The 21,557-nt window shown below is 65.2% G+C and carries 21 protein-coding genes and 1 pseudogene; 7 read left to right on the forward strand and 15 right to left on the reverse strand.

Annotation, left to right across the window (positions count from 1 at the left end; all coding sequences use genetic code 11):
* Window positions 1-3 precede the first annotated feature (3 nt).
* Complete coding sequence (locus BRA471DRAFT_RS13820; RefSeq protein ID WP_007608129.1) at window positions 4-3,120, forward strand: efflux RND transporter permease subunit; 3,117 nt, start codon at window positions 4-6, stop codon at window positions 3,118-3,120.
* A 2-nt stretch (window positions 3,121-3,122) separates the two neighbouring features.
* Here the strand turns inward: BRA471DRAFT_RS13820 and BRA471DRAFT_RS13825 are convergent, their stop codons facing one another.
* The 7 genes and pseudogenes from BRA471DRAFT_RS13825 to BRA471DRAFT_RS13855 all read right to left on the reverse strand — a co-directional run bounded on the left by BRA471DRAFT_RS13825 (window position 3,123) and on the right by BRA471DRAFT_RS13855 (window position 8,688).
* On the reverse strand, window positions 3,123-4,085 hold the full coding sequence (locus BRA471DRAFT_RS13825) for an amidohydrolase family protein (protein WP_007608130.1): 963 nt from the start codon (window positions 4,083-4,085) through the stop codon (window positions 3,123-3,125).
* A gap of 51 nt (window positions 4,086-4,136) precedes the next feature.
* On the reverse strand, window positions 4,137-4,694 hold the full coding sequence (locus tag BRA471DRAFT_RS13830; RefSeq protein ID WP_007608132.1) for a hypothetical protein: 558 nt from the start codon (window positions 4,692-4,694) through the stop codon (window positions 4,137-4,139).
* 53 nt (window positions 4,695-4,747) lie between these two features.
* A complete protein-coding gene (locus tag BRA471DRAFT_RS13835; protein ID WP_007608139.1) occupies window positions 4,748-5,098 on the reverse strand; it encodes an addiction module antidote protein in 351 nt (116 codons plus the stop codon).
* Window positions 5,098-5,387 (reverse strand): annotated as a pseudogene (locus BRA471DRAFT_RS39730) (type II toxin-antitoxin system RelE/ParE family toxin). The gene BRA471DRAFT_RS13835 and the pseudogene BRA471DRAFT_RS39730 overlap by 1 nt, the downstream one beginning before the upstream one ends.
* Window positions 5,388-5,473: 86 nt before the next feature.
* Window positions 5,474-6,871, reverse strand: coding sequence for a TolC family outer membrane protein (locus BRA471DRAFT_RS13845; protein WP_007608147.1), 1,398 nt, complete (start codon window positions 6,869-6,871; stop codon window positions 5,474-5,476).
* Window positions 6,872-7,088: 217 nt separating this feature from the next.
* Window positions 7,089-7,868: an enoyl-CoA hydratase gene (locus BRA471DRAFT_RS13850; RefSeq protein ID WP_007608148.1), complete on the reverse strand. Its 780-nt coding sequence runs from the start codon at window positions 7,866-7,868 to the stop codon at window positions 7,089-7,091.
* A gap of 163 nt (window positions 7,869-8,031) precedes the next feature.
* Window positions 8,032-8,688, reverse strand: a complete 657-nt coding sequence (locus tag BRA471DRAFT_RS13855) for a hypothetical protein (protein WP_007608151.1) — start codon at window positions 8,686-8,688, stop codon at window positions 8,032-8,034.
* Between the two features lie 288 nt (window positions 8,689-8,976).
* Between BRA471DRAFT_RS13855 and BRA471DRAFT_RS13860 the strand changes: the two genes are divergently transcribed.
* Window positions 8,977-9,522 carry a sigma-70 family RNA polymerase sigma factor gene (locus BRA471DRAFT_RS13860; RefSeq protein ID WP_007608155.1) on the forward strand — a complete coding sequence of 182 codons (546 nt, stop codon included), beginning with the start codon at window positions 8,977-8,979 and terminating at the stop codon, window positions 9,520-9,522.
* Window positions 9,523-9,524: 2 nt separating this feature from the next.
* On the forward strand, window positions 9,525-10,163 hold the full coding sequence (locus BRA471DRAFT_RS13865; protein WP_007608157.1) for an NrsF family protein: 639 nt from the start codon (window positions 9,525-9,527) through the stop codon (window positions 10,161-10,163).
* 11 nt (window positions 10,164-10,174) lie between these two features.
* On the opposite strand, the gene BRA471DRAFT_RS13870 is transcribed toward BRA471DRAFT_RS13865, so the two are convergent.
* Both BRA471DRAFT_RS13870 and BRA471DRAFT_RS13875 read right to left on the reverse strand, forming a co-directional pair.
* Window positions 10,175-11,278, reverse strand: a complete 1,104-nt coding sequence (locus BRA471DRAFT_RS13870; RefSeq protein WP_007608159.1) for a DUF2336 domain-containing protein — start codon at window positions 11,276-11,278, stop codon at window positions 10,175-10,177.
* Between the two features lie 63 nt (window positions 11,279-11,341).
* Complete coding sequence (locus BRA471DRAFT_RS13875; protein ID WP_007608160.1) at window positions 11,342-12,499, reverse strand: GGDEF domain-containing protein; 1,158 nt, start codon at window positions 12,497-12,499, stop codon at window positions 11,342-11,344.
* A gap of 434 nt (window positions 12,500-12,933) precedes the next feature.
* On the opposite strand from BRA471DRAFT_RS13875, the gene BRA471DRAFT_RS13880 reads away from it, so the two are divergent.
* The 4 genes from BRA471DRAFT_RS13880 to BRA471DRAFT_RS13895 all read left to right on the forward strand — a co-directional run bounded on the left by BRA471DRAFT_RS13880 (window position 12,934) and on the right by BRA471DRAFT_RS13895 (window position 17,068).
* Entirely contained in the window at window positions 12,934-13,503 is a 570-nt protein-coding gene (locus tag BRA471DRAFT_RS13880; RefSeq protein WP_007593582.1) for a sigma-70 family RNA polymerase sigma factor, read from the forward strand.
* Window positions 13,500-14,195: a hypothetical protein gene (locus tag BRA471DRAFT_RS13885; RefSeq protein ID WP_007608162.1), complete on the forward strand. Its 696-nt coding sequence runs from the start codon at window positions 13,500-13,502 to the stop codon at window positions 14,193-14,195. The genes BRA471DRAFT_RS13880 and BRA471DRAFT_RS13885 overlap by 4 nt, the downstream gene beginning before the upstream one ends.
* Window positions 14,196-14,210: 15 nt before the next feature.
* Window positions 14,211-15,917 (forward strand): S8 family serine peptidase, encoded by a 1,707-nt coding sequence (locus tag BRA471DRAFT_RS13890; RefSeq protein ID WP_007608165.1) that lies wholly within the window; start codon window positions 14,211-14,213, stop codon window positions 15,915-15,917.
* Window positions 15,918-16,426: 509 nt separating this feature from the next.
* Window positions 16,427-17,068: a TIGR03809 family protein gene (locus BRA471DRAFT_RS13895; protein ID WP_007608167.1), complete on the forward strand. Its 642-nt coding sequence runs from the start codon at window positions 16,427-16,429 to the stop codon at window positions 17,066-17,068.
* Window positions 17,069-17,194: 126 nt separating this feature from the next.
* On the opposite strand, the gene BRA471DRAFT_RS13900 is transcribed toward BRA471DRAFT_RS13895, so the two are convergent.
* The 6 genes from BRA471DRAFT_RS13900 to BRA471DRAFT_RS13925 all read right to left on the reverse strand — a co-directional run bounded on the left by BRA471DRAFT_RS13900 (window position 17,195) and on the right by BRA471DRAFT_RS13925 (window position 21,476).
* A complete protein-coding gene (locus BRA471DRAFT_RS13900; RefSeq protein WP_007608168.1) occupies window positions 17,195-17,500 on the reverse strand; it encodes a GIY-YIG nuclease family protein in 306 nt (101 codons plus the stop codon).
* Window positions 17,501-17,698: 198 nt separating this feature from the next.
* Window positions 17,699-19,069 carry a TIGR03808 family TAT-translocated repetitive protein gene (locus BRA471DRAFT_RS13905; RefSeq protein WP_007608169.1) on the reverse strand — a complete coding sequence of 457 codons (1,371 nt, stop codon included), beginning with the start codon at window positions 19,067-19,069 and terminating at the stop codon, window positions 17,699-17,701.
* A 92-nt stretch (window positions 19,070-19,161) separates the two neighbouring features.
* Window positions 19,162-19,815 carry a pyroglutamyl-peptidase I gene (locus tag BRA471DRAFT_RS13910; RefSeq protein WP_007608170.1) on the reverse strand — a complete coding sequence of 218 codons (654 nt, stop codon included), beginning with the start codon at window positions 19,813-19,815 and terminating at the stop codon, window positions 19,162-19,164.
* Entirely contained in the window at window positions 19,812-20,795 is a 984-nt protein-coding gene (meaB, locus tag BRA471DRAFT_RS13915; protein WP_007608171.1) for a methylmalonyl Co-A mutase-associated GTPase MeaB, read from the reverse strand. Before meaB ends, BRA471DRAFT_RS13910 begins: the two co-directional genes overlap by 4 nt.
* Before the next feature lie 21 nt (window positions 20,796-20,816).
* Window positions 20,817-21,161 (reverse strand): DUF86 domain-containing protein, encoded by a 345-nt coding sequence (locus BRA471DRAFT_RS13920; protein ID WP_007608174.1) that lies wholly within the window; start codon window positions 21,159-21,161, stop codon window positions 20,817-20,819.
* Window positions 21,162-21,476, reverse strand: a complete 315-nt coding sequence (locus tag BRA471DRAFT_RS13925; RefSeq protein ID WP_007608175.1) for a nucleotidyltransferase family protein — start codon at window positions 21,474-21,476, stop codon at window positions 21,162-21,164.
* Window positions 21,477-21,557 lie beyond the last annotated feature (81 nt).

A 21,557-nucleotide genomic window follows, 5' to 3' on the forward strand; every position in this document is an offset into this window, starting at 1 on the left:
TGAATGGATCGCCTCGTCGCCCTTGCCGTCAACCGGCGCTTCCTGATGGTCGGGATGTTCGTCGCCGTGCTCATCGGCGGCCTGATCGCGTTCAACCAGCTCAACATCGAGGCTTATCCCGATCCGACCCCGCCGATGGTCGACATCGTGACGCAGAGTCCGGGCCTGTCGGCGGAGGAGATCGAGCGCTACATCACGATTCCGATCGAGACCCAGGTCGCAGGTCTGAAGAACCTCACGACCATTCGCACCATCTCGCTCTACGGCCTCTCCGACGTCAAACTGCAGTTCTCCTTCGCTTACACCTATGACGAGGCGTTGCAGCAGGTCTTGAACCGCCTGGCGCAGCTCGCGCCACTGCCCGGCAACGTGCAGCCGCAGATCTCGCCGCTCAGTCCAATTGGCGAAATCTTCCGCTACCGTCTCGTCGGCCCGCCGAATTACAGCGTGCTCGACCTCAAGACCATCCAGGACTGGATTCTCCAGCGGCGCTTCCGTGCCGTGCCCGGCGTAATCGACGTCACCGGGTGGGGCGGCAAGAGCAAGACCTACGAGCTCCAGGTCGACTTCAACAAGCTGGTCGCCAACGGCCTGACGCTGCCGCAATTGCTTCAGGCGGTCGGCAATTCCAACGTCAATGTCGGCGGCAACACCGTCAATATCGGTCAGCAATCGGCCGTGGTGCGCGGCGTCGGCCTGATCCGCTCGATCGACGACCTCGCCAACACCATGGTCTCGCAGACCAACGGCAATCCGGTGCTGGTCAAGGACGTCGCCACCGTCACCGTCGGCCAGAAGCCACGTCTCGGCATTGCCGGCCTCGACGAGGCCGACGACATCGTGCAAGGCATCGTCCTGATGCGTCGTGGCGAGCAGAGCTCGCCGACCATCAAGCGCGTGCACCAGCTCGTTCAAACCATCAACGACTCCAGCATCCTGCCGCCCGGCGTGCGTATCGAGCGCATCTACGACCGTGGCGACCTGATCGACCTCACGACCCACACCGTGCTGCACAACATGGTGATCGGCATTCTGCTGATCGTGCTGCTGCAGTGGATCTTCCTCGGCGATCTCCGCAGCGCGCTGATCGTCGGCGCCACCATTCCGTTCGCGCTGTTCTTCGCGGTGATCATCCTGGTGCTGCGTGGGGAATCGGCGAACCTGCTGTCGGTCGGCGCGATCGATTTCGGCCTGATCGTCGATGCCACCGTCATCATGGTCGAGGCAATCTTCCGGCGCCTGACCCAGACGACGCCGATGTCGGAATCCGAACAGATGTCGTCCGAGACGCTGTTCGGCATGAAAAGCCACGCCATCCTCAGCGCGGCGGCCGATGTCTCACGTTCGATCTTCTTCGCCGCGGCGATCATCATCGCGGCCTTCCTGCCGCTGTTCACGCTCTCCGGCGTCGAGGGCAACATCTTCGGGCCGATGGCGCGCACCTATGCCTACGCGCTGGCCGGCGGTCTGCTTGCGACCTTCACCGTCACTCCGGCGCTGTCCTCGATCATCCTGCCCGCGCACGTCAGGGAGACCGAGACCAGGGTGATGCTGATCCTGCATCGGATCTACATGCCGGTGCTGCATTGGGCGGTCGCCAACCGCGGCATCATGCTCGGTGGCGCGTTCGGCCTCGTGCTGATGACGGTTGCGCTCAGCCGGTTGCTTGGCCTCGAATTCCTGCCGAAGCTGGAGGAGGGCAATCTCTGGATCCGCGCCACGCTGCCGCCGACCATCTCGCTCCAGGAAGGCAACTCCTACGTCAACGAGATGCGCAAGGTGATCCGCGCGCGGCCTGAAGTGGAATCCGTGGTGTCGCAGCACGGCCGCCCCGATGACGGCACCGACGCCGCCGGCTTCTTCAACGCCGAGTTCTTCGCGCCGCTCAAGCCCGCGAGCCAATGGCCCGGCACCCGCGACAAGGAAGAGCTGACCGCGCAGCTGCTCAAGCAGCTCGACGATCGCTTCCCCGGCGTCGAGTTCAACTTCTCGCAATATCTCCAGGACAACGTCTCCGAAGCCGTCTCCGGCGTGAAGGGCGAGAACTCGATCAAGCTGTTCGGCAGCGATCTCCAGGCGCTGACCGACACCGCCAACAAGATCAAGTCGGTGCTGGCAACCGTGCAGGGCGTCACCGACCTTGCCGTGTTCACCTCACTGGGGCAGCCGACCATCCAGATCGACATCAACCGTGCCAAGGCCGCGCGCTATGGCCTTGCGCCGGGCGACATCAACGCTACCATCAAGGTCGCGATCGGCGGCGACACCGCCGGCGACATCTACGAGGCCGGAAGCGACCGCCACTTCCCGATCATCGTTCGTCTTGCGCCGGAATTCCGCAGGAGCGCAGAGGCGATCCAGAATTTGCGGATCGGCGCGCCCGGACCGAACGGCACCGTCACGCAGATCCCCCTGAGCGAGGTCGCCACCATCAGCCTGGTCTCGGGTGCCGCCTACATTTATCGCGAGCAGCAGGAGCGCTATCTCCCGATCAAGTTCTCGGTACGTGAACGCGACCTCGGCAGCGCCATCCGCGAGGCGCAGCAGAAGATCGCCGATCAAGTGCAGCTGCCGCCCGGCGCGCACATGGACTGGGTCGGCGAATTCGGCAATCTCCAGGACGCGATCCGGCGATTGTCGATCGTGGTGCCGATCTCGCTCGCGCTGATCGGCGTCCTGCTCTGGTTCAATTTCGGCTCGATGACCGACACGCTGCTCGCCATGAGCGTGATCCCGATGGCGATCTTCGGCGGCGTGCTCGGTCTCTTGATCACCGGCACCGCCTTCAGTGTCTCGGCGGCGATCGGCTTCATCGCGCTGTTCGGTATCGCCGTGATGGACGGCATCATCATCCTGTCGCAGTTCAACCAGCTCATCGAAGAGGGCATGGACCGCATGAGCGCGGTGATACGCACCGGCGAATTGCAGCTTCGGCCGGTGCTGATGACCTGCGTCGTCGCCGGCATCGGCCTGTTGCCGGCCGCGCTGTCGGAAGGCATCGGCTCGCAGGTGCAGAAGCCCCTCGCGGTGGTCGTGGTGACTGGCATGATGCTGGCGCCGGTCGTGATCCTGGTGACGCTGCCGGTGCTGATCTCCTTCTTCTCCCGCCGCGCACGCTGACGTCAAAACCCGTAGAGTTGCGCCGGGTTATCGACCAGGATCTTCTTGCGTACATCCGCATCCGGCGCCCACACCGGAAGCTGGTTGAGCAGGCGGCCGTCGTCGATCTGGTAAAGCGGCGCGATGTCGGTGGCTTTGCGTCCCTCGACACGGCTCGAATCCGGATGCGGCCAATCAGTCCCCCAGACGATGCGGTCCGCATTCGCCGCGATCAGTGCGCGCGCATAGGGCGCCATGTCCTGATAGTCGGGCGCCAGCTTCGAGGAGCGATAGGCGCCGGAAATCTTAACATAGGCCTTGCCGGATTTCACCAGCGCGACCAGGTCGGCAAATCCCGGCTGCTCCAGCCCAAGCGAGGCCTCGAGGCCGCCGAAATGGTCGAATACGACGGGGACCGGCGCCGTCTCGACGAGGTCCTTGATCGCGGAGATCATGGGAAGCGTGGTGTAGAGCTGCACGTGCCAGCCGCGCGCCTTCATGCGCTCGACTGCGGCGGTGAAGCGCGGCCGGCCGACATTGGGGTCGTTGACGCCGCCGGTCGCGAGATTGAGGCGGACACCGCGAAAGCCGTCTGTTTGCATCGTGTCGAGCTGGGCGTCGGTCGTTTTGTCGTCGATCACGGCGACCCCGCGCGCGGCCGCGCCACGCGCCTTCATGCCGAACAGCGTCGAGGAATTATCGGTGCCGTAGACACTCGGTGTCACGATCACCACGCGCTCGATATGCAGTGCCTTGTGCAACGCGGCCATTTCTTCGGGGCTCGCCGGCTCCGGCGTGTAGACGCGGCCGGCAAAAAACGGAAACTTCTCGACATCGCCATGGATGTGGGTGTGACAGTCGCAGGCATGGGCAGGGACGTCGAAATTGACCGGCGTGGCGGGCTGCGCGGCACGTGCGTGGGCTTTGTTGGACATGGCAACTCCGGCGGCAAGGGAGGCAAGCAGGACGCTGCGTCGGCTGAGCATGGTTTCTCTCCCTGTTTTGTTATTTGGCAGTGGCGTCGCGACAGTATCACATCAGCCCGGCAGCCGCTGCGCTTCGCTGCATAGCTGCTCGACGAGGCCCACAAGAGGGCGTGAGCCGTCGACGCGCACGATCGGGCAGGGCAGCTTCGCGAGCCACGCCTCATCTTTTGCGAGACTGCGGCCGTCGCGATCGCCGGCTTCGTAGTGCGAGGCCCAGTCGACGAACGACTCCGCCTCCTCATGACGCCAGCCGCCCTGTGCGACGGCATCCGCTCCGAAATGCGCAGCCTCGCGGCCACGCAGGCGCTGCAAGCGAAGCTCGCGCGGCGTCCTCACAAAGACGACGAGATCGAAGAATGGGACGAGCTCGTCGCCCCAGCCGGTGACGGTTCCGCTCAGCACCCAATCGAGCCGCGGCAGAAACATCTCGCGCATCAGCCGCAAACGTTCGGCGGCAGGGCGTGTCGTCTGGTAGGGCGGCGCGGTCGGCAGCCAAAAATAATCATCACTGTCGTGATGCGGCAACGCCAGCCGGCTCGCGAGCGCGCGGCCGATGGTCGTCACGCCGGAGCCCGAAGCTCCCATCAGATGGATGCGGCGGCTTTTCATGTTCACGTCCAGCGACTGCCCGAACCGATTTCGCGGGTGGGCGGCGTGCTGCCTCAAGCCGCTCGGCGGCGCTTCGACATTCGCCCGCTTGTCGCGGGTTGGGCGGACAATGTCAGGCCTAACGCTCCGACAATGCGCATGACCGTGCCAAACTCAGGATTCCCGGTCTCTCCGAGCGCCTTGTACAGGCTTTCGCGGTTCAAGCCGGCTTTCTTCGCGATCGCGCTCATGCCGCGCGCACGAGCGACAAGGCCGAGTGCGTCGCGCACGAAATCAGCATCGCCGGTCTCCAATGCGGCCGCAATATAGGCGGCCTGACGTTCTTCTGTGTTGAGATAGTCGGCGGCGTCGAAGCGCGTCGTCCTGGATGCCGCCTTGACGGTCGTTTTCGCTGCCTTTGGCATCACATTGTCTCCGCCAGTTGCTGGGCTAGCTTGATGTCCTGTCGCTGCGTGCTCTTGTCCCCGCCACACAGCAGGATCACAATCTGCGTTCCGCGCTGCACATAGTAGATCCGATAGCCGGTCCGTGGTCGATGCGCATTTCCCGGACGTTGCGACCGACGCTCTTGCTGTCGCCGGGATTGCCCATCTCCATGCGGCGAACGCGGGCCGTGATCCGGGCAACCGCGCTGGCGTCCTTGAGGCGGGTCAGCCACTCCGAAAAATGCTCGGTTTGCCTCACCTCGATCATGAGGTGCAAATGTAGCCCATGGGCTACAAAATGTTAAAGGAGGGTGGCGCGCCTGGGCGGTGGAGAGCCCAAAGGCGTTGCGGAAACTACTGCCCGGACGGCGTGCGCAGACCGTGCCAGGCGTCGCGGACCTGATGGTAGTGCACCTCGGGCAGATAGTCCGGCGTGTTCAGGCTCAAGGTCTTGACGTCGAGATGGCCGACGGCGCTGAGCAGCGTGTAGGAGGCGATGACGCGGTCGCGATTGGCGCCGATCAGGCGGGCCTTGGCCTGGATCAAATCGGCCTGCGAGTTCAGCACATCCACCGTTGTGCGCTGTCCGCCGGCCGCCTCGCGCTGCACGCCCTGGAGCGCGACGGTCGCCGCCTTCACTTCGGACTCCGAGGCCGAGACCGCGATCTTGGCGCCTTCATTGGCAACCCAGGCGCTGACCGCCGCGGTGCGCGCCTGATTGCGCACCTGGTCGAGCACGAGCCGGCTCTGCGCCGTGATTTCCTTGGCCTGCCGGGTCTGTGCGGCGGCCTGGCCGCCGTCGTAGATCGGCACGGTGACATTGGCGACGATCGAGGCCTGATCTTCGGCGAAGGTCCCCAGCGTCGGGTCGTTGTTGCGGCTCTTGCTGGCGCTGCCCTGCACGGTGGCGCTCGGCAGCAGCGCGCCTTCGGCGACGCGGATGTTGGTGGAGGCGACATCGACGTCGAAGCCCGCCGCCATCACCGCCGGGTGCTGGCGGATCGCCATCGTCAGCGCGTCTTCGCGGCTCTTCGGCAGATAGCGGTCGACGACTTCGGCGACCCGAAGCTGCGACGGCGCATTGCCGATCACTTGCGCGTAGATCGCCTGGCTCACCGCCAGCGCGACTTCAGCGGCGTTGAGATCGGAAAGCCCGCGGTTGAGCCGCGCCTCGGCCTGGGCGCTGTCGGTCGGCGTGACGTCGCCGGCGTTGAGGCGCCGCTGGGTGACCGAAAGCGTTTCGCGCAGGAAGGCGACGTTGGAGCGCTGCGCCTCGACCAGCGACTGGTTGGCGAGCACATTGGTGTAGGCGGTGACCGCGTCGAGCAGCACGCCCTGGCCGACGTTGCGCAGCGCCTCGCGGCCCGACTGTACCTGGAGTTCGGCGGCGCGCACGTTGTTGGCGGTGCGGAAACCGTTGAACAGGGTCTGCGACACGGTGACGCCGATGATCCACGGCTTCAGATTGGCGGTCTGGATGGTGTTGTCGGGCAGCAGATTGCGCACCGATTGCAGCCCGGCGCTGAGACTTGCCACGATCTGTGGCCGGTAGCCGGCGAGCGCCTGCGGCACGTTCTCGTCGGTGGCGCGCTGCCGCGCGCGCTCGGCATTGAGCTGCGGATTGGTCTGATAGGCCTTGGCGAGCGCCTCCGGCAGCGCTTCCGCCCGTGCGACGGAGGACAGGGCGCAACAGAGCGCCAGCGTGGTCCATGTCGCGAGCACAGGAGCCACGCCCGATCGACGTCGCGTCATCACGCGACCAGCTCTGGCGGCACGCCCAATCATGTAATCCGCAAATCCCGGCTGTCCGCCCCCGCCGACGGCGGCTCTCTTAACTGTTTAACCAGCCGAGGTCTCGCAGGCAAACTGCCGCGGGGGAAACCCCCATGTATTCCGTGCTTGTTGCAGCTACATCACAGGGATTCTGCGGGAAGGGCAGAGTCTTACACCAGCCTGACCGCTCGCCTCCTTACCGGTTCTTGTTCACCGGCTTCCGCTTCTCGATGAACGCCGCCATGCCCTCGGAGCGGTCCTCCAGCGCGAAGGTCGAGTGGAACAGGTTGCGCTCGACGCTCATGCCCTCGGCGAGCGTGGTCTCGAAGGCGCGGTTGACCGCTTCCTTGGCCATCGCGACCGCGGGCCGCGACATCGCGGCGATCTTCTCGGCCGCGGCCATCACCTCGTCCATCAGCTTGTCGGCCGGCACGATGCGGCTGACGAGGCCGCTGCGCTCGGCTTCGGCTGCATCCATCATGCGGCCGGTGAGGCAAAGGTCCATCGCCTTGGACTTGCCGATCGCGCGGGTCAGGCGCTGGGTACCGCCGATGCCGGGGATGGTGCCGAGCGTGATTTCGGGTTGGCCAAATTTGGCGGTGTCGGCGGCGATGATAAAGTCGCACATCATCGCGAGCTCGCAGCCGCCGCCCAGCGCATAGCCCGCGACCGCAGCGATCGTCGGCTTGCGGCAGCGCGCGACCCGATCGCCGCCGATCGCGGCAAAATCCTCCGAGAACATGTCGATGAAGCCTTTCGGCTGCATCTCCTTGATGTCGGCGCCGGCGGCAAAGGCCTTCTCGCTGCCGGTCACGACGATGCAGCCGATGGCGTCATCGGCTTCGAGATCGTCGACGGCCGCGGCGATCTCGCGGAAGACGCCGAAGGAGAGTGCGTTGAGCAGCTTCGGCCGGTTCAGCTTGATGATGCCGACCGCGCCTTTGCTTTCGACGATGATGTGTTCGAACGTGCTCATGCTCCACCCACGCTTTTGGTTGAGCAGGCAATGTGCCCGCTGACGCGGTGGGCTTCAAGAGGCGCCAAAAGCCATCGGAGCAAGAACGGCCGGAACACGCGGGGAGATGCGCGTTCCGGACGAGGTCCCGCGAACCGGCGATCAGGCCGAAATCAAGCCAAAGTCACGCCATGAACATGCGCGCGGCGGAGGCCAGCGTCAGCAGCGTGCCGACGCCGATGAAGATTTTTCCGATCAGGGAGCTCTGGTCCCAGGCTGAGCTCTGCTGGCTGCTTGCCATCACCGGTGCCGGACGTGGCTGCGCGTCGGTTGCAGCGATCACCGTCTTCTGCGCCGGCGCGTTGTCCTGTTGCACGGCGCGGTCGATGTCGTTGAGCTGATCGGGTGCGACGACCTGGCTTTCGGCGTTCGGGGCGGCGGTATTATCGGCCGCGGCCTGGACGTTGTCGTTGGCGCGGCCCGTCATTGCGGAGGCGGCAGCCGCCGTCGGCGTATCGGCGGCGAGCTGCGCATTGGCGTTGGCGACTTCCGGCGGTATCTGGCTCGAGGCCGGCGCGTCACGATTGTCGGCCTTCGCCTCATCGGCCGCGGCGTCCTTCTTGTCCGCCTTGCCGTCGGATTTCTGGGCCGTTTTGGTGCTGTCGCGGTGGCGCGACGTGTGACGCCGCTGCTTGCTCGGCTTGACCTCGTCCGCCTGTTTGCCCGCATTGTCCGACTTGCTGCTAGCGGCTGAACTCGGCGCCGCCTGTGCAACGCCCCCGAACAGCACCAAAAACCCGGCCAGGAGAATCAGGGCCGCGCGCCCGCTGGCTTTCATCATGTTGACATCTCCCCAAGTCCGCCCGTCCCGGACCGAACAGAGACCCTGGGGCGTGACGACAGCGGGGCAGAAAATGGGAATCTTCGGGCCACACCGGGCAAAAGCGCGGCAATCCGTTGCCGTTGCGGCCGGCCGCGGGTGCGTACGGGACCGATCGGTGTTATGAGCCGTCGCAGATCCTGACGGCCGTATCGGTTGCGTGGCCAAGCATGATCACGAATTCGTGATCATGCTGCCGCCGGCGTAACAAACTGAAGGAACGGCCGAATTGCATGGTGAGGGGCGCGCGTGCGCGGACGTGAGGACGAGTGGACCGGCCTGATGCGGTCGGCCATGGCAGGCGATGACGCAGCGTATCATCGCCTGTTGAAGGCGGTCACGCCTGTGCTGCGCGCTGCCGCGAGGCGCGGCCTGGCGCGGGCCGGGCAGCCTCCCGACCAGGCCGAGGATATCGTGCAGGAGATTCTGTTGGCGGTGCATCTGAAGCGGCACACTTGGGATAGCGAAGCCCCCTTCGCCCCGTGGCTGTTTGCGATCGGCCGCAACAAGCTGATCGACATGCTGCGGCGACGGGGGAGGCGGATCTTCGTTAATATCGACGATTTCGCCGAGACCCTGCCGGGCGAGATGCCGCAGGAGACAGTTTCGGCCGGCGAGGTCGCCAGCCAGCTCAATACGCTGCCGCAGCGCCAGCGCGACGTGTTGCAGTCGATCGCGGTCGACAGCACCTCGATCAAGGACACGGCGGTGAAATATTCGATGAGCGAGGGCGCGGTACGGGTCGCGCTGCATCGCGGACTTGCGGCACTGACTGCCAAACTGCGGGACCAGTAGTCATGGATACCGATCAACTCATTCGCTCGCTCGCGGCCGACAACGCCCATCGTGCGCCGCGCGTCGGCGCGGTGCTGACCATGGCGCTGCTGGTCGCCGCGCCCCTGTCGATCCTGATCTTCGCCACCTTCCTTGGTGTGCGTCACGACGTGATGAGCGCGATGCACAACCCGTTCTTCGACATGAAGTTCGCGGTCACGCTGTCGCTCGCGATCCCGGCGATCATCGTCAGCCTGCATCTATCGCGGCCCGAAGCCCTGATGCGCGGCTGGGGCTGGCTGCTGCTGCTGCCCGTCGGGCTGCTCGCAGTGGCGATCGGCAGCGAGGCGATGATGGCGCCGGCCATGCCGATGACGATGCGATTGATGGGCAAGAATTCCAGGGTGTGCCTGTTCGCAATCCCGGCGATGTCGCTGCCGCTGCTTGCGGGCGCGCTGTTCGGCCTGCGTCACGGCGCGCCGTCCCATCCCGCACTCGCCGGTGCGCTCGCCGGCCTGGTGTCGGCCGGGCTCGCCGCGACGCTGTACGCCTCACACTGCACCGACGACTCGCCGCTGTTCGTCGCGACCTGGTACACGCTGGCGACCGCGTTGGTGACTGCGATCGGAGCGGCGGTGGGGGCGAGGGTCCTGCGCTACTAGCTACGCCGGCTTCACGCCGCCGGCGTCGCACCCTGCTGCATGCGGTGGAAGCGCAGCACCTGCTGCGCGGTCGAGCTACGCAGCGCCTCGTAAGCGTCGCGTAGCGTCAGCATGTCGGTCTGCGAGCCGCCTGAGAGCTTCTCGCGCAGGGCGATGATGGCGCGGACGCTCGACCATTGCATGGCCGCGACCTTGGCGAGGATCATCACGCCCTCGACCCGGCTTTCGATCATCATGGTCTCGGCGGTCTCGACTGCGACGCCCGCAAGCGCCGCGAGCCCTGCATTGGTTTCGTCGAACTTGCCCTGCTCCGCGAAAGTGGCGACCTGGAGCTCGGTGAGGCGGCCGTCCTCGTGCAGCGACTTCACCAGCGCGCGCGCCCTCTCGGTCTGCCTGGTCATGCTGGCGGCGCGGATTCGTTGGGCCGCTTCCTGGACCACGCTGGACACGTCGTCCGCGAGCTCCGGATGCGCGGCCTCCAGCTTCCTGCGCACGGTCAAGGAGGCCTTCGCGACCAGCTTCAAATAATGATGGCGGGGCAGGTCGGCCCGCAGGCCGATGCAGCTGGCGAGGTCGTCGTCACGTTCGGCGCGGGTCACGAGGTCGGCGAGACTTCCCTCCGACAGTTGCGCGCCCGGATTGCTGACGGTCGATTGCACCACGTCCTCGTCGCCGCGGGTCACCAGCACGTCGCTCAGCGCTTCCGACAGCACCCGCCGCAGCGAGATCGCCTTGAGATGGGCCTGGCCCCTGGTGCGCGCAATCTCGATCAGGGTCGCCTCGTCCAGCCGTTCGGATTTCGACAGCACCGGGCCGGAAACCTCGATCACCTCGTCGAGCGCGAGCGTGCGGATGATCTTCGGCGGCGCAGCCGCGATCGGTGCGAGGCGTTCGGCGAGCAGCGCCCTGGCGGACGTCTCGATCTGCTCGATCAGGCATTGGAACACGTCGTCGAACACACGAACGTGGTCGTCGGAATAATCCACCGCATTGCCCACGAAGAGATCTGTGACCCGGCGCAGCGTCTCGACCCGGTGCGCAACGGTGCCGTGCGAGAGCGCAGTTTGTAATTCCTCGAGCAGATTCTCGGATGATTTTGCGGATTTGGATCTCATTGCCCTATCCTGGAGCGTTCGGCCCGGCAGCGGCTTCTGTCGCACCGGGAGAAAATGGATTGGTCAGCTGGTTGCAATGCGGTTGCGCCCTTGTGCCTTGGCGGAATAGAGCGCGCTGTCGGCGCGCACGAGAAACGTGTCGGCAGTATCGTTGTCGCGCAGCGTCACGACGCCCGCGGAAATGGTCACGCGCATGCCCGGGGAGAATGCGCTCCAGTCCAGATCGGCGACGATGCCGCGCAGCCGATCGAGCATGCGCGACGCCGCATCGCCGTCCATCCCCGGCAGCAGCAGCAAGAATTCCTCGCCGCCGTAGCGGCCGAAGCAGTCAGCCGGGCGGATGTTGGCGAAAATGGTGATCGCGAAGGTGCGCAGCACCTCGTCGCCGACGGGATGGCCGTGGGCATCGTTGATGCGCTTGAACCAGTCGAGGTCGATCAGTGCGATCGCGCAAGGCGTCGACGTCTGCCGCGATTTTTCGATCTCGGCGTCGAGAAGCCGCATGATGCAGCGGCGGTTGTAGGAGCCGGTGAGCTCGTCGAGCTCCGCCAGCTCCTCGATGCGCTGATAGGCGGCCTTCAGCTCGATGCTGCGCCGGTACAGGATCTTGCGCAGCGTGGCGCCGAACAGGCCGAGGAAGGCGCACTGGCCGATCACCAGCACGAAGCACAGCATCGATGCCGCCCGTTGCAGCTGGGTCGTAACCGGCAGTCCGATCGGCAAGTCCGAGGCGAGGAAGACCAAGGCGAGCCCGCAAGTGGCAAGGCCCCAGGTGAGCATCGCCTGACTCGAGGTCATGCGAAGCGTGCCGAAGGCGAAGATCAGAAACAGCACGGCAAGGAACGCAACTCCGACTGTCGGTACCGCGAGCAGGAACAGCAGCTGCAGCGTCATATGCGCCGAGATCTGGAAGACGGTGAGGTAGTGATCTTCGAACCGGTCGCCGAAGCCCGCTTCCGACAGCACGGTGAAGGTTCCGATGATCAGAAGGCCGCCGAGCCAGAACAGTGACGGTACGCCCATGGAGATGACGCCGTCATAAGCGTAGAGCAGCAGGACGGAGGCGCCGAGCGAGTAGCTCGCCACCTGGCCGACATACATCTGGCGCCGCTGCCGGATCCGGCGCGCCAGGACTTCGGGTGCCGCTGCCGCGGTCGTCAGGGCGAGATCCGCGGCCTCAGCGGCATTCCTCTCGGGAAAGGACGTCGCAGCCGTGCTCATGGTCCCGCCAATCGTGGATGTCAGCTCAAAAATCTACGTCGCAAGCCTTTAGGTTTGGTATCCTTCGAAACCGAATCCACGCTGTGCAGCGCGCCAGCGCGGGGACGCCGACCGCTCAAGGATTTGCCGGCGATTAGGCATCGTGTGCGACGCGGTCGAGCCAAAGCAGGGCTTCGGAAGACATATGTCGTGCTAGGCTGCTAAGGTTCCATGCACGTCGGGCCGTCCATGCCGGGACAGCATTGCGCAGGAAAGTGCTTCATTACTATGTTACCGTTCTTGAGCGAGGCGCCCAGCCGCGGGTGGCAACAGGAAATTTCGCGTATGTGGGGTAGATCACACAGCCTCCCGTATGACTGCGGTAGGCTGAACAATTTTACCTCTCCCGTCGAACCGTCTGCCGCATCGACCCGACCAATCTTGCGAGACGGCCTTTGAGCGTGACACAAGCGGCTTCGGACGAGATCCTGATCGCCAGGATCGCTCAAGGCGACCGGCTCGCCATGCAGGTGCTGTACGGGCGGCACCATGTCAGGGTGTATCGGTTCGGCCTCCGGCTCGTGCGGGACGAGCAGGCGGCGGAAGACCTCATCAGCGAGGTATTTCTCGACGTCTGGCGTCAAGCCGGCAAGTTCGAGGGCCGATCCGCCGTTTCCACCTGGCTGCTGGCCATTACCCGATTCAAGGCCCTGTCTGCGCTTCGGCGCAGGAAGGATTTTGAGTTGGACGACGACGCCGCGAACGCGATCGAGGATACGTCCGACAATCCGGAAACGGCGGTGCAGAAGAAGGATACCAGTGAAGCGTTGCGGGAGTGTCTGACGGGCCTCTCGCCGGACCATCGGGAAATCGTCGATCTCGTCTACTACCACGAGAAATCCGTGGAAGAAGTGGCCGAAATTGTTGGCATCCCGGAGAACACTGTGAAGACGCGCTTGTTCTATGCGCGCAAGAAATTGGCCGAACTGCTGAAGGCAGCCGGCATTGAGCGAGGCTGGCCATGATGGCTTTGAGCAAGAAGATGCTGGAGCAAGAGCCCGGTGAAATTGAACTGCTGCTGCCGTGGCACGCCGCCGGCACGCTGAACCCGCGCGATGCGCGCCGCGTCGACGAGGCGCTGGCGCGCGATCCGGAGCTCGCGAAGCAATATGCCGCGATCCGCGGCGAGTATGAAGAGACCATCCATCTGAACGAGAGCCTGGGTGCTCCGTCGGCGCGTGCGATGCAGAAGCTGTTCGCCGCGATCGACGCTGAGCCTGCGCGAGCGGCCGGTTCGCTGCCGCTGTCGGCGCGTATCGCCACCTTCTTTGCGAGCCTGTCGCCGCGCACGCTGGCCTGGTCGGCGAGCCTTGGCGCCATGGCGCTCGTGCTGCAAGCCGGAATCATCGGCGCCGTGTTGACGAAGACCCAGACTGCGACCTTCCAGACTGCTTCGCTCTCGACCAGCGCTCCGCTCACACGCGACCTCGGCACCACCGTCCCGCCGGCGCGCGCGCTGGTGCGTTTCACGCCCGAGGCGCGCGTCGCCGACATCACCGCATTGCTCGACGGCTACCAGGCTTCGATCATCGGTGATGCCAAGGGCGGCATGTTCCGCCTCCAGTTCGACAAGGCGATGAGCCGTGACGAACTCACCTCGCTGCTCGGCAAGATGCAGCGCGAGAAGTTCGTCAACCTCGCCGTCGCAGCGCCGTAGGGCGCTTCCAAACCAATGACGCGCAAGTTTGAAAGTGGAGTAAGAGCCGGGGCCTGCGCTTCGTCGGTCGCAGCCGCGCTTTTGCTCGCCGCCTGTCTCGGCGTCGAGGTTGCGCAGGCGCAGGCGATCATGCGCACGCCGACGATCAGCGTCCCCTCCCGAATGCCGACGATTTCTCCTGGCATCGCCGCACGCGTCAGTCCGGGCGTTGCCGCCAGAGCGGTGGCCGTCGGCCGCGGTCCCGGCCCGGTCGTGACGACGAGGATTTCGGCGCGGATGGGACCGACGCCGGTGCTGCCTTATGCGCGTTACTCCCCGAACCTCTATCCCGCCTGTACCGCGTCCGATCGCGACGCGGCCGGCGAATGCCTGGCGCAGCAGAACGCAGGCGGCGATGGCTCGGGCAAATCGGGCAAGAAGACCGCCGGAAAGGGGCGCCGCAACAACACGCCCGTCGCCGTGGACTTGCGCACCTTCGCCGGCGAATTCGTTGCCGAGATCGACGGCGGGCTGTCGTCGACCCAGGCCGACGAGCTTGCGCGCCGCCATGGCCTGACCCGCGTGTCCTCCGAGAATTTTCCGCTGATCGGGGCAACGTTCGGACTGTTCCGCATCACTGACGGCCGGCCCTCCGCGACGGTGCGGCGCGAATTCGCGGCCGACGGCAGCGTGCGCTCGGTCCAGCCGAACTTCCGCTACCTGCTCCAGGACCAGAAATCGTCGGTGCCGACCGAGGGTGATCCCGCGCAATATGCGCTGGCCAAGCTCCGCCTGCCGCAGGCACATACGCTGGCGCATGGCGCTAATGTGACGGTCGCCGTGATCGACTCCGGGATCGATGCCCAGCATCCGGAACTTGCCAATTCCATCGCCGACAATTTCGATGCGCTCGGCAGCGCCGAGGGCCCGCACATTCATGGCACCGGCATTGCCGGCGCCATCGTGGCGCATGCCAAGCTGATGGGCAGCGCGCCCGAGGCGCGCCTCATCGCCATCCGCGCCTTTGGCGGCACCACCGGCGGGGCCGAGAGCTCGTCCTACATCATCCTGCGCTCGCTGAACTATGCCGCCGAGCATGGTGCGCAGATCGTCAACATGAGTTTTGCCGGTCCGAAAGATGCGGTGATCGAGCGGGCCATCGCGGCGACCGCCGCGCGTGGCCTGGTGCTGATCGCGGCCGCCGGCAATGCCGGCGCGAAGTCCCCGCCGCTCTATCCGGCCGCCAACCCCAACGTGATCGCGGTCAGCGCGACCGACCAGCAGGACAGGCTGTTCACCGCCTCCAACCGCGGCAACTACATCGCGGTCGCGGCCCCCGGCGTCGATATCTTCCTGCCCGCGCCTGACGGCAAGTACCAGATGACGTCGGGCACCTCGTTCTCGGCCGCCTATGTCTCGGGCGTCGCGGCGCTGCTGCTCGAGCGCAACTACGCCTTGAAGCCGGAAGCGCTGCGCACGACGCTTGCGAAGACGGCGCGCGACCTCGGTTCACCCGGCCGTGATGATCTGTTCGGCGATGGCGGGGCCGATGCGTTTGCCGCGGTGATGGCCGTTCCTGCCGCTGGCGCGACGCCGGTCGCGGCCGCGTCCGGTACAATAAAACGTGAAGATATCGAGAAGCGTCGCGACGAGCCTGGCATCCGCGCATTAGAGCAACCTTCGTTGTCGAGCACCGAGGATAAAGCCACGATTTCTCAAGCGGATAAGCCGGCGACGCGATAGCGGCTGCGACAACTTTGCGCGCGGCGCGAAGGTCGAAAAATCAAACGCCGCATTGAACGTTCGGCCCGCTGCCACGACCAAATTATGTGGGAGCGGTTATCCCTCCCCATAAGTCATATCAGGCGCGAGCGCCCATCCACCCCAAGCGCCCATATGGCTCGACCCGTCCGGTTGTCCCCCCGGACGGGTCTTTTCTTTTTGGACGTCCCATTCCTCGAAGCCCTGCGCGAGATCAGCTTCCGGTCGAGAGATCGTGGCTCGCTCATCCCCCGCCGCTCTGCCGCACGCCGCAAGCGCGCTATGCTTGCGCGAAGCTTGACTCCAAAACCCCTTGAATCTCCGCACGACTACGGAGTTTGGCGACGAAAACCTCGTCGTTGCTGGACAAGTCAAAACTTTTCCACAAAATATTCACGTCGCGTCTAAATTGATTCGTTTGCGTTGCGTCGCGTCCGTATTTTCTCCTGACGGGCTGATTTATGACACATCGCCAAGAGGCTATTCGCGACGTGGCTATTGGCCGCGACATTGCGGCACGCTGGTGCGCTCTCGCCGAGCAGCGGCTGGTGCATCTCTCCGAGATGTTCGAGACCGGGCGCTGGCGCCGCTATCACTCCGAGATCGCATTTCTCGAAAACATCCAGGAAGCCAAGCTCGCCGTCCAGACCTGGCGCGCGCTTGCCACCGGCGCTGACGTCGCCGCGGCGGCCGCGAGCGTGTCGCCCGCCTTCGGCTGGTCGCCGGCGACAATGCCCCGCATCTTTCCGCGTGAGCAGCAGGCGCAGACCGTGCAACCGAAGGCCGTGCACATCGCCCCGGAGACCGCCGTGCCGGTCAGGCTCGATCCCAAGCCGGGCGTTCTCGCCGCAATCTCCGAAGCCCCGGCCGCGCGGGTCGCCGCGCCTGCCGCGATGGCACCGCTCCAAGTGCCGGCTGCCATGGCGCCGCCCACCGCGCCCGTCGCGATGACGGGGCCCAAGGTGCCGGCCGCGACGGCAGCGCCCAAGGCACTGGCGGCGATGGCGGCGCTTCTGCCGCAGTTCTCGCCGCCGGCAGCCGAAATTGTCGCAGCCCCCGAGCGTCTGGTTGAGTTCACCTTCAACCTCGACGGCCTCGAAGCGAAGTACCCGCTGCTGCGGAACGCATTCTAACGGAATGCTTGAGACGGACGCTGCGCCATCTCTAACCCGTCGTCCTGAGGTGCGAGCTAAGCGGCGCAACGCGCCGATTAGGGAGCCTCGAAGGATGAGCGGCCCGTGTGCCAGCCGCACCAAGACTTATTTCTTCCCGGGCTCTCCCGCGCGGCGCCGTGCAAGCTGACTCACCGAATCCCAATCCGACTTGATGAGCGCTTCCTTCTTGGCGCGGCTCCATCCCTTGAGTTGCCGCTCAGCGGCAATGCCGTCCGTGATCCGGTCAAAATACTCCGACCACACCAGGACGACGGGGCGTCTCGAGAAGGTATAGCCGGGATAGGTACCGGCATTGTGCTGATCGACCCGGCTGGAGGTGTCATCGCCGGTAGCGCTTCCGATGTAGAAAGAACCATCAGCGCAGCGCAACATGTAGACGTAGATGCCCACAACATCATCCTTCGAGGCTCCCCGCGCGGTGCTCCACACCGCACGGCTCGCACCTCAGGATGACGACGGTGCTCTGGTTGTCAAGTTGGAGGTGACAACCTGAAGATATATCCCGTCATCCTGAGGTGCGAGTTTCGCGGTGCAGAGCACCGGGGAGCGAGCCTCGAAGGATGAACGGCCCGACTTTCAACCGTACGCCTACCGCCGCACCGCATTCCCGCCGACCACCAATTGCGCAAACCGCTGGGCGCCGTCCACCGACAGGTCGGACGTCACGGCGCGCGCGTGATCGAGGCCGACTACGGCGCCGCGCGGGGTTTCCGAGATCATGTTGTTGTTGACCAGCGCGGTGCCGGCGCCGGGCACGACGGACACCCCGACGCCGGCCAGTGCCTTGCGGATCACGTTGCCCGTGATCGCGACGTCGCGGAGATATTTGCCCCAGCCGGCGACGATGCCATAGGACGGCGCGTTCTCGATCACGTTGCCGGTGACCGATGAATCCGCCTCGACGTAGATGCCGATGCCGGCATCGTCATCCGGCGCGGTGCCGATCGGCCGCTTCGGGATCAGATTCCGGATGATGTTGCCCTGGACCACGGCGATGCGGCCGCCTTCGTTGAAATTGCAGACGGAGACGCCGACGGCGGCACCGTCCACAATGTTGTTGGCGATCACCGCGGCCTCAAACGCGAACTCCGAATAAAGCGCGACCTCGCGCACGTCGCTGACGCTGTTGCCGGTGATGTGGATGTTCGAGGCCGAGTTGCCGCGCACGGCGGAATAATCGCAGTTCTTGATGCGATTGCCGCGCACGATGACATTGCCGGCGCGGAACGCGTTGATGGCGTTGCCATACTGGCCGGAGCCGCCGGGGCCGGCCTTGATGTCCTCGATGCGGTTATCAGTGACCAGCGTGCCGTCATCGCCGATAGCGGTGCGCAGGATCTCGATGCCGTTGTCGTTGGTGCCGGTGATGGTGTTGTGGGAGACGCTGAGACCCCTGGCGTCGAACGACACCACTGCCGTCACCGCGATGTTGGTAAAGATGTTGCCCGAGATGTCGCCGGAGACCTGCTCGAGCCAGACGCCGCTGCCGCCGGACCCGGTGATCTCGCAATCGGTGATGCGGACGTCGCGCCCGCCGAGCACGTGGATCAGCCCGCGCCGCGTCGGCAGCGGAATGCCGCCACCATCGAAGGTGATGCCAGTGAGGCCGATTGTATCGGAGCCGTCGCTCTGGATCGCCGACGCCCCGCCGGTGAAGACGAATTTTGTCGCGCCGCGCACGCCGATCAGTTGCGCGCCATTTGGCAACCGCAACAGTCCCGTGCGGTAGATGCCAGGTGGCAGCGCCAATGGCATCCGCGCGCGCGCGGCCTCGTCGATCGCACGCTGCAGCGCGCGGGTCTGATCCTCGCTGCTGCCGGGTCGCACGCCATATTGCGTGGCATCGCGGCCGAGCAGCGACGTCAGAGGCGCCGCACGCGCGGCGTCGGCGGGTATCGCGAGCGCGCCGGCGATGCCTGCGGTCGAAGCTCCGATGAGATGGCGGCGATTGAGGTCCATGACGCGTCCTCCGGCGGACGCGGGGGTCCGCAGCGGCTAGGTAGCGCAGGGCGGCTGGTCGCGTGAGGATTGTTCGCGGTAGGGTTAAATGTTTACGCAGTCGTGTTCCGAGCCTTCCGTGCCAACTGCACCATCTCCATCAGCATCGCTTCCCCCGCATCCACCAGTTCCTCGAACGTGATCCGTGGCGCGCCCTTGCGGCGCACGGCGCCACTGCGCGCAAGCAGGGGAATATGGATGAACGCGGCCAGCTTTGGCCCGCCGGCCCTGACGTTTTCGATCGCGCGCCAGCTCAGGTAATTGCAGAGATAGGCGCCGGCATCCCGCGAGGCGCGCGCGTCGATGCCGGTGAGGCGCGCGGCGCGCAGCAGCCTGGCGGTGTGCGGTCCGAAAATCATCGCGTCCGCACTGCCGGCGATGCCGCGCTTGCTCGAGCGGGTGTTGGCGGCATCGGGCCACAGCATGGTGACGGCGTTGCGCGCGCGGCTCTCGATGCGCAGATAGGGCGTGCGTGCGGCGAGGCCGAACATCAACAGCGCATCCGGCTTCTCTCTCGCGAGCACCTCCGGCAATTGCCGGTCCACCGCGGCATAGGTGACCGGGAAGATGTGGCTGGAGATCGCGGTATCGTCGAGCGCGGGACGGCGCAATTGCGCCAGCCGGGCGACCAGCGGCTGGGTCGGATTGTAGGGCGCGCCGGGGAACGGGCCGAAGCCGGTGAGGAGAATGCGGAGCTTGTCGCTCATTGCAGCAACTCCAGGATCTTTTCGGCGGCGAGCGCCGGCGTGAGATGGCCGTCGGCCACCTCAGTCTCGATCTTCCGGACCTTGGTGCGGACCGACGCCTCGCTGCGCAACCGCGCCAGCATGCGTTGCTCCAGCATCGACCACATCCATTTCACCTGCTGCTCGCGTCGCCGTGCGGCGAAGTCGCCGGATGCATTCATCGCCTTGCGGTGATCGAGAACCTTCTGCCAGATCTTCGCGATGCCGTCGCCGGTCAGGGCCGAATAGGTCTCGACCGGCGGATGCCAATGCTCGGAGCGTGGCGTCAGGATATGCAGCGCGCCGCGATAGTCGGCGGCGGTGATGTTGGCGCGCTTGAGATTGTCGCCGTCGGCCTTGTTGATCGCGATCATGTCGGCGAGCTCGACCAGGCCCTTCTTGATGCCCTGCAATTCGTCGCCGCCGCCCGGCAGCATCAGGGCCAGGAAGAAATCGGTCATGTCGCAGACTGCGGTCTCGGACTGGCCGATGCCGACGGTCTCGACCAGCACGACGTCGAAGCCGGCGGCTTCGCAGAGCAGCATCGCCTCGCGCGTTTTCGCCGCTACACCGCCGAGCGTGCCCGAGGACGGCGAGGGGCGGATGAAGGCGTCGTCGGAGGCCGAGAGCCGGGCCATCCGCGTCTTGTCGCCGAGGATCGAGCCGCCGCTGCGCGCCGAGGACGGATCGACCGCGAGCACCGCGACCTTGTGGCCTTGCTCGATGAGATGGGTGCCGAGCGCGTCGATGGTGGTGGATTTGCCGACGCCGGGCGAGCCGGTGATGCCGACGCGGACCGCTCTGCCGGTGTCAGGCAAGAGCATCTGCACCAGCTCGCGCGCCAGCGCCTGATGGTCGCTGCGCCGGCTCTCGACCAGCGTGATGGCCCGCGCGAGCGCCGCGCGGCTGCCGGCACGGAGGTCATGGGCGAGGGATTTGATGTCGATGGATTTGCTGGTCATGATTGTCTTCGCGTCCGGCCTCTACCGACCCGACTCGCGAATGTGTCGCTCAGCACAGGATTTCAGCGGTGGAAGATGGATTTGGATAATGTCCCAAACGATCTCGGCTTTCGTCACATGGTAGGCGTGACGCAGCAGATTTCCGAAATCGATCATTTTGCGCCAGTCGATCCCTGGCTCGGCTCGCTTTACGTCGTCTGGAATGGATCTCGAAGCCTCACATATGATCTCGAGAAGACGTTCGATTGCCAGCCGAGCGGTTTTTTCAGAGACGAATTGCTCAAATGTGGAGCCCTTCACAACACTTTCGATGTCGGTGATCGCTTCCAGGATATCTCGCAGTCGGTCTTCCACGGTCGGCGGCATTCAGAAGACCTCGATCAGATCATCTGCGATGCGTTCGGCGATGCGCGGCTTCAGCAGGTCCCGGATGGATATCTGGACCTGAAGGCCAAGATGGTCTTCGATCAAGTGCAGGACCTTGAAGTAATCGAACCGTGGCACTTCCTCACGCAAGGTCGTCTCGACCAGGACGTCCAGATCGCTGTCGGGACGGGCGTCGCCTCGTGCGCGCGATCCAAACAAGAAAAGGCGCGTGATTCCGGCAGCTCTCAGGTCGGGAGCGAGCTCCCTGAGCTTCCCTATGAGTGTCTGGAGTGGAATATCTGCGACCTCGGTCATGACTAGACGTTAGCACAGAGCAGCCGCCCGTCCCAGTATCAGCCGGGCCGGCTCTACCCCCTCGGCGGGGCAGGCGAGGGC

Source organism: Bradyrhizobium sp. WSM471, assembly GCF_000244915.1.
Taxonomy (GTDB): Bacteria; Pseudomonadota; Alphaproteobacteria; order Rhizobiales; family Xanthobacteraceae; genus Bradyrhizobium.

What these genes read in the sequence shown, in the direction of transcription:
- BRA471DRAFT_RS13890 (WP_007608165.1), top strand. Translation starts at nt 14,211, where the DNA reads ATGACGCGCAAGTTTGAAAGTGGAGTAAGAGCCGGGGCCTGCGCTTCG.
- BRA471DRAFT_RS13875 (WP_007608160.1), bottom strand. Translation starts at nt 12,499, where the DNA reads ATGAGCACGGCTGCGACGTCCTTTCCCGAGAGGAATGCCGCTGAGGCC.
- BRA471DRAFT_RS13825 (WP_007608130.1), bottom strand. Translation starts at nt 4,085, where the DNA reads ATGCTCAGCCGACGCAGCGTCCTGCTTGCCTCCCTTGCCGCCGGAGTT.
- BRA471DRAFT_RS13845 (WP_007608147.1), bottom strand. Translation starts at nt 6,871, where the DNA reads ATGACGCGACGTCGATCGGGCGTGGCTCCTGTGCTCGCGACATGGACC.
- BRA471DRAFT_RS13920 (WP_007608174.1), bottom strand. Translation starts at nt 21,161, where the DNA reads ATGCCGCCGACCGTGGAAGACCGACTGCGAGATATCCTGGAAGCGATC.
- meaB (WP_007608171.1), bottom strand. Translation starts at nt 20,795, where the DNA reads ATGACCAGCAAATCCATCGACATCAAATCCCTCGCCCATGACCTCCGT.
- BRA471DRAFT_RS13885 (WP_007608162.1), top strand. Translation starts at nt 13,500, where the DNA reads ATGATGGCTTTGAGCAAGAAGATGCTGGAGCAAGAGCCCGGTGAAATT.
- BRA471DRAFT_RS13855 (WP_007608151.1), bottom strand. Translation starts at nt 8,688, where the DNA reads ATGATGAAAGCCAGCGGGCGCGCGGCCCTGATTCTCCTGGCCGGGTTT.
- BRA471DRAFT_RS13865 (WP_007608157.1), top strand. Translation starts at nt 9,525, where the DNA reads ATGGATACCGATCAACTCATTCGCTCGCTCGCGGCCGACAACGCCCAT.
- BRA471DRAFT_RS13870 (WP_007608159.1), bottom strand. Translation starts at nt 11,278, where the DNA reads ATGAGATCCAAATCCGCAAAATCATCCGAGAATCTGCTCGAGGAATTA.
- BRA471DRAFT_RS13925 (WP_007608175.1), bottom strand. Translation starts at nt 21,476, where the DNA reads ATGACCGAGGTCGCAGATATTCCACTCCAGACACTCATAGGGAAGCTC.
- BRA471DRAFT_RS13850 (WP_007608148.1), bottom strand. Translation starts at nt 7,868, where the DNA reads ATGAGCACGTTCGAACACATCATCGTCGAAAGCAAAGGCGCGGTCGGC.
- BRA471DRAFT_RS13830 (WP_007608132.1), bottom strand. Translation starts at nt 4,694, where the DNA reads ATGAAAAGCCGCCGCATCCATCTGATGGGAGCTTCGGGCTCCGGCGTG.
- BRA471DRAFT_RS13820 (WP_007608129.1), top strand. Translation starts at nt 4, where the DNA reads ATGGATCGCCTCGTCGCCCTTGCCGTCAACCGGCGCTTCCTGATGGTC.
- BRA471DRAFT_RS13905 (WP_007608169.1), bottom strand. Translation starts at nt 19,069, where the DNA reads ATGGACCTCAATCGCCGCCATCTCATCGGAGCTTCGACCGCAGGCATC.
- BRA471DRAFT_RS13910 (WP_007608170.1), bottom strand. Translation starts at nt 19,815, where the DNA reads ATGAGCGACAAGCTCCGCATTCTCCTCACCGGCTTCGGCCCGTTCCCC.
- BRA471DRAFT_RS13835 (WP_007608139.1), bottom strand. Translation starts at nt 5,098, where the DNA reads ATGCCAAAGGCAGCGAAAACGACCGTCAAGGCGGCATCCAGGACGACG.